Origin of the sequence: Mesorhizobium sp. M7A.F.Ca.US.007.01.2.1 (assembly GCF_003998165.1) — a bacterium.
In the GTDB taxonomy this organism is placed as follows: domain Bacteria; phylum Pseudomonadota; class Alphaproteobacteria; order Rhizobiales; family Rhizobiaceae; genus Mesorhizobium; species Mesorhizobium ciceri.
This window is the reverse complement of the sequence record NZ_RZQP01000279.1, coordinates 1-7,171: the sequence shown is the minus strand read 5'-3', so window position 1 is coordinate 7,171 and position 7,171 is coordinate 1. Positions and strand designations below refer to the sequence as shown.

Genomic DNA, 7,171 nt, shown 5'->3' with positions numbered 1-7,171 from the left:
AGGTGCGTGCATATTCGACGCCGTCGGCGATGGCATTGATCCGCGCCAGCGCCGCTGTCAGATCCGGGCCGCGAGCCCCTACCAGTTTCACCCGCAAGGTTCTATCCGCTCCCGCCCCTTGCCGCCGGTTGCGCATATCGAAACGATAGCGGCGTAGCCGCATGCCAAGCGCGACACGCGCCAGGATTTCGGCGCCGGGCAGGTCAACGCCGGCGATCGGGTCCAGGACCAGGGTGGGCGCGCATTCCCCCTTGCCCTCGAGATGCGCGGCAAGCAGACCGCCGGCGCGCGCCAGTGATAGGGTGGTTACGGCTTCAGCTTTGCCCAGGGCCAGGACGACCACGCGCTTGGTCGATACGGACTGCGGGGCAATAAGATCGATGCAGGTGCCGGATTCGATCAAGGCGGCCGGGTCGGAGCAGGCGCGCGAGAGAATCCCGCCCATCTCGGCATCCAAGGCGGCTGCCCGCGGGCCGAAGCCTGTTTGGGCAGTTTGCAAGATCACGACGACGGAGGCTTCCGAGGAAATCTCGTCCGCGGTCTCGAAAACCGGCGCTGGCGATTGAGGCATAGGCTGGCGCTCTCTCCGATTGCGGCAATACCAGCCGGGTAGCGAGCAACGCTTCGCTCACCCCGGTGGAGACTGGTCAAGCCGGTCTCCGCCGTTCGTGGTATAATGCCGGTCCCCAAATAGTCGCTTTCTTGAGACGACTTAATTGCTCTTGTCATCTGGGTATCCCCTAACAGGGCAGGCGATCAAACGCGAATTCTGCCCATGTCGATTGACAAAAACTCAACTCACAATTCATGATCGGCCAATGGCCCTTCCCTCACTCAATGGCATGCGCGCTTTCGAGGCCGCCGCTCGCCTTGGCAGCGTCAAGGACGCGGCGGAAGAACTGCATCTGACACCCTCGGCTGTCAGCCGGCACATCCGCGCGCTTGAACGAAATCTTGGCCAGGACCTGTTCGAACGCGGTTTTCGCCAGATAACGCCAACCATAAGGGGCTCCTACTATGCGCGCAGCCTCTCGGAGGCGTTCGAAGCGATCTGGCGCGCCACCGATGACGTCAGCCTCTCCGAGGGGTCGCGCCACGGCAAGATCCAACGTGTTCGGGTCTTGTGCGTGCCCACCGTTCTGAACCTTTGGCTGGCGGACCGGTTGCCGAACTTTCGCCGGTTGCATCCGTCGGTGGATCTGGAGATCTCCACTTCAGGCAAGCGCGCCAACTTCGATTTGGCCATTGTCGACGAGTTCGTCTACAAGGCCGGCCCGGCTCTGACGCTGCTGATCCCGCTGCTTTTGACGCCGGTCTGTGCGCCTTCGCTTCTGGAGGGGCCTGTGCCGCTGCGATCGCCGGCCGATCTGGTCAATCATCATCTGATCCATGAATGCGAAACCATGAGATGGAAGCGTTGGCTGGAGCAGGAAGGCGTTCTGGAAACGACGCCAAAATCCAGCACAACACTGGATGATTGCACCTTGATCATGCGCGAAGCGATCAATGGCGCCGGAATAGCGCTTGCGGACACGATGATGGCGCAAGATTTTCTGCAGCAAGGCAAGCTGGTCGCGCCGTTCCGTGCCCGCCACACCTATCCGGCCGGCATTTACCTGCATCAGCGTCGCAGCATCGGCAACAAGCCAGGCACCGGTCTGTTTCAGGATTGGCTGCTCGCCGAAGTCGCGGACCACAAGCAGGTGATGGCAATCGCTTAGATGCCCCCCAACCGAAAATGTCGGGAGCCACCGCTTCAGATTGGAATCCCCGCGTCGAACCTCGACTCATCCGTGGTCCAGCGATGACCCACCATCGCCTTGCATCGATAATCGCAGTTCTCATTGAATATCTTTAAGGCCAAAGCCGGCAAATAGGTTGCTTGTCGGTTCCCCTGCGGCAGGCTTAACCTGCACGCGGCCAACGCGTGAGGGCGCGTGCTGCAAAAGGGGAACATTGCCATGACGATACAGGGTGCTTCACCTGATCTGTACAACGAGGATTTGGCTCCGGCCAAAGTTCGAAACTGGGGACCATTCTCGATCTTCAACGTCTGGACGTCGGACGTCCACAGCCTTTGGGGCTACTATCTTGCCGCCAGTCTGTTCCTGTTCTGCGGCGGCTTCGTCAATTTCATCATCGCCATAGGCATCGGCTCGCTGATCATCTACGCGCTGATGAACATGGTCGGCTATGCCGGCGTGAAGACGGGCGTGCCCTACCCCGTGCTTGCCCGCGCCTCTTTCGGCATCTGGGGCGCCAACATACCGGCGCTGGTGCGCGCCGTCGTCGCCTGCTTCTGGTACGGCGCGCAGACTGCCGCCGCCTCGGGCGCGATCGTGGCGCTGCTGATCCGCACGCAATGGTTCGCCGATTTCAACGCCAGCACGCACTTCCTCGGTCATACCGGCCTGGAGGTGATCTGCTTCGTGGTCATCTGGGGGCTGCAATTGCTGATCATCCAGAACGGCATGGAAACGGTCCGCCGCTTCCAGGACTGGGCCGGCCCCGCGGTGTGGGTGATGATGCTGATCCTGGCGATCTATCTCTGTGTCAAATCCGGGAGATTTGCCTTCACCAGCGACATCCCGATGGACGTGCTGCTGGACAAGACGAAGGATGCGGGCGTGCCCGGCACGCCTGGCTCCTGGACCTCGCTGTTTGCGGTGGCCGCGATCTGGGTCACCTATTTCTCGGCGCTCTATCTCAATTTCTGCGATTTCGCCCGTTACGCGCCTGACAAGGCATCGCTGCGCAAGGGCAACATCTGGGGCCTGCCGATCAACCTGATCCTGTTTTCTCTGGTGGCCGGCGTCACCACCATTGCCGCCTTTGACGTCTATGGCGAGGTGCTGCTGCATCCCGACCAGATATCGGCGAAATTCGACAGCTGGTTCCTGGCAGCCCTTGCTGCCCTGACCTTTGCAGTTGCGACGCTTGGCATCAACGTCGTGGCGAACTTCGTCTCGCCGGCCTTCGACTTCTCCAATGTCTTTCCCAGGCAGATCGACTTCAAGAAGGGCGGCTATATCGCGGCCGTGATCGCCCTGCTGCTCTATCCCTTCGCGCCATGGGAAGGCAGTGCGGCTTCCTTCGTCAACATCATCGGCGCGACGATGGGGCCGATCTTCGGGGTGATGATGGTCGACTACTACCTGATCCGGAAGGGTGAGGTCGACGTCGAGGCGCTTTATCGCGAAGATGGCGAATTCCGCTTCCAGGGCGGCTGGCACGTCAACGCCTTCATCGCCGCCGGCATCGGCGCCATCTTCTCGTCGATCCTGCCCAACTTCACCAACTGGCTGCCGTCCTGGTGGGGTGTCTATGGCTGGTTCTTCGGCGTGGCGATCGCCGGCATCATCTACTACGTGCTGCGCACCGCCGCTTTGGGCGCCGGCGCCAGGACCGCGAAGGCCTGACAAGGTGAATTTTGGGGCGGCGAGAGCCGCCCCAAAACCTACCCGAGCATCTCGGCCAATCTGCGCACCGTGTTCCAGTTGCGCGACGTGCCCGTGCCCATGCGCTTGTGATTCATCGCCGCAAGCAGCCGCGAGCTTGGCCTCTCGCGCGAAAAGACGACCCAGATGTCGCCGCCGACCGAAGTCACTTTTTCATCCTCGCCGGCATAGGCCTGGAGCCCCGTCACGGCCTCCACGGGCGCAGGCTTGCGCATCACCCGTACGGCCACCTGATCGCCTGCTTTGGCCGAATCGGCCGGGAACGGATTGCCGGCGGCAAGCTTCAGCCAGTCCTTGGCACCACGCACGATGATGTCGACATGGCGGCCGAAGGTTTTTTCGAAGGCTGCCTCCAGCCGCTGTTCAAGGTCGGCAATATCAGTTGCCGGCGCCTCGAAGACCAGATTTCCGGTCGCCACCAGGGTGCGCGGGTTCTTCAGCCCGAGATCTTCCGCCATGGCCTTGAGATCGGCCATGACGACCCGGCGGCCCTCGCCCAGAATGATGCTGTAAAGCAGCGCGACATAGGTCTGCATGGCCGACCGGCCTACACCAGCCGGCTCTGCTCCACCGCTGCCTCGATGAAACTGGCGAACAGCGGATGCGGGTCGAGCGGCCGGCTTTTCAGTTCCGGATGATACTGCACGCCGATGAACCAGGGATGGTCCGGGTATTCGACCGTTTCCGGCAGCACGCCGTCGGGCGACATGCCGGCGAACACCAGGCCGCAATCCTCAAGCCGCTCCTTGTAGTCGACATTGACCTCGTAGCGGTGGCGATGGCGCTCGGAAATCTGAGTGTCGCCGTAGATCTCGGCGATCTTGGAGCCCTTGGCGAGCTCGGCCTGATAGGCGCCGAGCCGCATCGTGCCGCCGAGATCGCCGGTTTCGCGGCGCTTCTCCAGCATGTTGCCTTTCAGCCATTCGGTCATCAGGCCGACGACCGGTTCCTCGGTCGGACCAAACTCGGTCGAAGACGCATGCTCGACGCCGGCCAGCGACCGCGCCGCCTCGATGCAGGCCATCTGCATGCCGAAGCAGATGCCGAAATACGGCACTTTTCGCTCACGCGCGAACTTCGCCGCCAGGATTTTGCCTTCCGAGCCGCGCTCCCCAAAGCCGCCGGGAACCAGGATGCCATGCACCTTTTCCAGCCACGGCGTCGGATCCTCCTTTTCGAAGATCTCCGATTCGATCCAGTCGAGCTTGACCTTGACGTGATTGGCCAGGCCGCCATGCGACAGCGCCTCGATCAGCGATTTGTAGGCGTCCTTGAGGCCGGTATATTTGCCGACAACGGCGATGGTCACCTCGCCTTCCGGATTGTGGATGCGGTTGGACACCGCCTGCCACGGCTCCATACGCGGCTTCGGCGCCGGATCGATGCCGAAGGCGGCCAGGACTTCCGAATCGAGCCCTTCCTTGTGATAGGCCATCGGCACGTCGTAGATATGCGGCACGTCGAGCGCCTGGATCACGGCGCTTTCGCGCACATTGCAGAACAGCGACAGTTTTCTGCGCTCTTCCTTGGGGATAGCGCGGTCGGCGCGGACCAGCAGGATGTCGGGCGCGATGCCGATGCCGCGCAGTTCCTTGACCGAATGCTGAGTCGGCTTGGTCTTCAGCTCACCGGCCGTCGGGATATAGGGCATCAGCGTCAGATGCACGTAGACGGCATTGTTGCGCGGCAAGTCGTTGCCGAGCTGGCGTATAGCCTCCAGGAACGGCATCGCCTCGATGTCGCCGACCGTGCCGCCGATCTCGCACAGCACGAAATCATAGTCGTCATTGCCGTTGAGGACGAAATTCTTGATCTCGTCGGTGACGTGGGGGATGACCTGCACGGTGGCGCCGAGATAGTCGCCGCGCCGCTCGCGCTCGATGATGTTCTTGTAGATGCGGCCGGTGGTGATGTTGTCCTGCTGGTTGGCGGAGCGGCCTGTGAAGCGCTCGTAATGGCCAAGATCAAGATCGGTTTCCGCACCATCGTCGGTGACGAAAACCTCGCCATGCTGGTACGGCGACATCGTCCCCGGATCGACATTGAGATAGGGATCGAGTTTTTTGATGCGTGCGCGATAGCCTCGCGCCTGCAGGAGAGCCCCAAGGGCCGCTGCGGCAATGCCTTTTCCAAGTGAGGAAACCACGCCGCCTGTGATGAATACATATCGCGCCATGGGAGTCATCGCTTAACGCGGCCGGATTGATTCCGCCAGAGAAAAAACCACCGCGAAGGTTTTTTCCCAAGAAGGCGCTCGGATCGTGAACAGGGCAAAACAAAAGGGCCGGCTGAGCCGGCCCTTTCGGCAGGATGACGAAAACGTCAGATGATGACGACCTTGGTGCCAACCCTGACGCGGCTGTAGAGATCCATGACGTGCTCGTTGATCATGCGGAAGCAGCCATTAGAGGCGCTGGTTCCGATCGACTGCGGCGCGATGGTGCCGTGGATGCGCAGATGCGTGTCCTTCTTGCCGTCATAGAGATAGATGGCGCGGGCGCCGAGCGGATTCTGGCCACCGCCAGGCATGCCGTCCTTATACTGGCCGTAATGCTTCGGCTCGCGCTTCTGCATGTCCAGCGTCGGGATCCAGCGCGGCCATTCCTGCTTGTCACCGACCGCGACCGTGCCCTTGAACTGCAGGCCCTCGCGACCGACCGCAATGGCGTAGCGCCGCGCGGTGGAAGATGATTCGACGAGGTAGAGGCGCCGCGCGCTGGTGTCGATGACGATGGTGCCGGCATCGTAACCAGTGAATTCCACGTCCTGCGGCACGAATTCCGGCTTCACCTTGAACTGCTTCTTGGCCTCCCTCTTGGCGAGAGCCTGATCGAGAGCCCGCGTCTCGGGAAGATAGCTTATCGAGGAGCCGGACGACGTCCCGCCGAAAAGGCCGGCGAACAGGCCGCCGCCGCTCGGCTTCTTCTGGCCGATGACTTCGCTGCGCAGTTCGCCATTGTTGCCGGTCAGGGCGACGTTCATGGCCTCCGCCGGAAGCGGCTCGGCCGACTGGATCGGCGCTATCGGTTCGATAGGCTCGATGATCTTGGCAGCCTGCTTCTTGGCCGGCTTGGCATCGGCCACCTCGGTTGCCGGCGCGCTCTTGCCCTTCTTGGCAAGGAACGCCTGCCGTTCCGCGTCGGCCTTGGCCTTTGCCGCCTCGCGCATTGCCAGCTTCCTGGCTTCGAGCGCCTTGGCTTTGGCGGCTTCCTTGTCGGCAACGATCTTGGCCTCGATCTTCTTGATCTGGGCGAGGTCGTCGGGCGTCGGGTTTTTCTTCTTCTTGAGAAGCTTCAATTGCGACGCATCACTCTTGACGGCGACGTTGATGGCAGAAGTTGTTTCAGCCGAAGGCTGTGCGGCCATATTGGCCGGAACGCCTGCGAAAGCGGGGGAACTCACGCCGAGTGCGGCGCAAAGTCCCAGGAAAATGAAGCTGCGAAGCTGCATGGCGAAGATCCGATCGTTCTATGCTTGTTGCCACGGCGTCGCCCAGCGCCCCCCAAGGGCGCCGGAAATGCCGCGTGCAATCTATAGTCGAATAAGCGCGGCCGCCTCAAGCGTGGGGCCATGCCTCACCCCGTCGAATCTTCGTGATCTCGCTGCATTTGCCGCGACTGTGTTCAAACGACCACAGATCGCGGTTCAGGCACCGAGGACTACTGGTTTGGAACCTGCGGGGTCGCCGGTGCGGCGGGAGCCGTGCCGTTGGT

At 61.8% G+C, this 7,171-nt stretch carries 6 protein-coding genes; 2 read left to right on the top strand and 4 right to left on the bottom strand.

The window, feature by feature from the left end:
* Nucleotides 1-445: M17 family peptidase N-terminal domain-containing protein (locus EN949_RS30945; protein WP_281039800.1), on the bottom strand; the 445-nt coding region annotated here is incomplete at its 3' end.
* Between the two features lie 373 nt (nt 446-818).
* On the opposite strand from EN949_RS30945, the gene EN949_RS30940 reads away from it, so the two are divergent.
* Both EN949_RS30940 and EN949_RS30935 read left to right on the top strand, forming a co-directional pair.
* A complete protein-coding gene (locus tag EN949_RS30940) occupies nt 819-1,721 on the top strand; it encodes a LysR substrate-binding domain-containing protein (RefSeq protein ID WP_024503328.1) in 903 nt (300 codons plus the stop codon).
* Nucleotides 1,722-1,961: 240 nt separating this feature from the next.
* Nucleotides 1,962-3,419, top strand: a complete 1,458-nt coding sequence (locus EN949_RS30935; protein ID WP_024503329.1) for an NCS1 family nucleobase:cation symporter-1 — start codon at nt 1,962-1,964, stop codon at nt 3,417-3,419.
* A 38-nt stretch (nt 3,420-3,457) separates the two neighbouring features.
* Here EN949_RS30935 and EN949_RS30930 read toward each other — a convergent pair whose 3' ends face one another.
* The 3 genes from EN949_RS30930 to EN949_RS30920 all read right to left on the bottom strand — a co-directional run bounded on the left by EN949_RS30930 (nt 3,458) and on the right by EN949_RS30920 (nt 6,908).
* A complete protein-coding gene (locus EN949_RS30930; protein ID WP_013531732.1) occupies nt 3,458-3,994 on the bottom strand; it encodes a DUF1697 domain-containing protein in 537 nt (178 codons plus the stop codon).
* Nucleotides 3,995-4,005: 11 nt separating this feature from the next.
* Nucleotides 4,006-5,643: a CTP synthase gene (locus EN949_RS30925; RefSeq protein ID WP_013531733.1), complete on the bottom strand. Its 1,638-nt coding sequence runs from the start codon at nt 5,641-5,643 to the stop codon at nt 4,006-4,008.
* 137 nt (nt 5,644-5,780) lie between these two features.
* Nucleotides 5,781-6,908, bottom strand: a complete 1,128-nt coding sequence (locus tag EN949_RS30920) for a L,D-transpeptidase (RefSeq protein WP_013531734.1) — start codon at nt 6,906-6,908, stop codon at nt 5,781-5,783.
* Nucleotides 6,909-7,171: the final 263 nt, after the last annotated feature.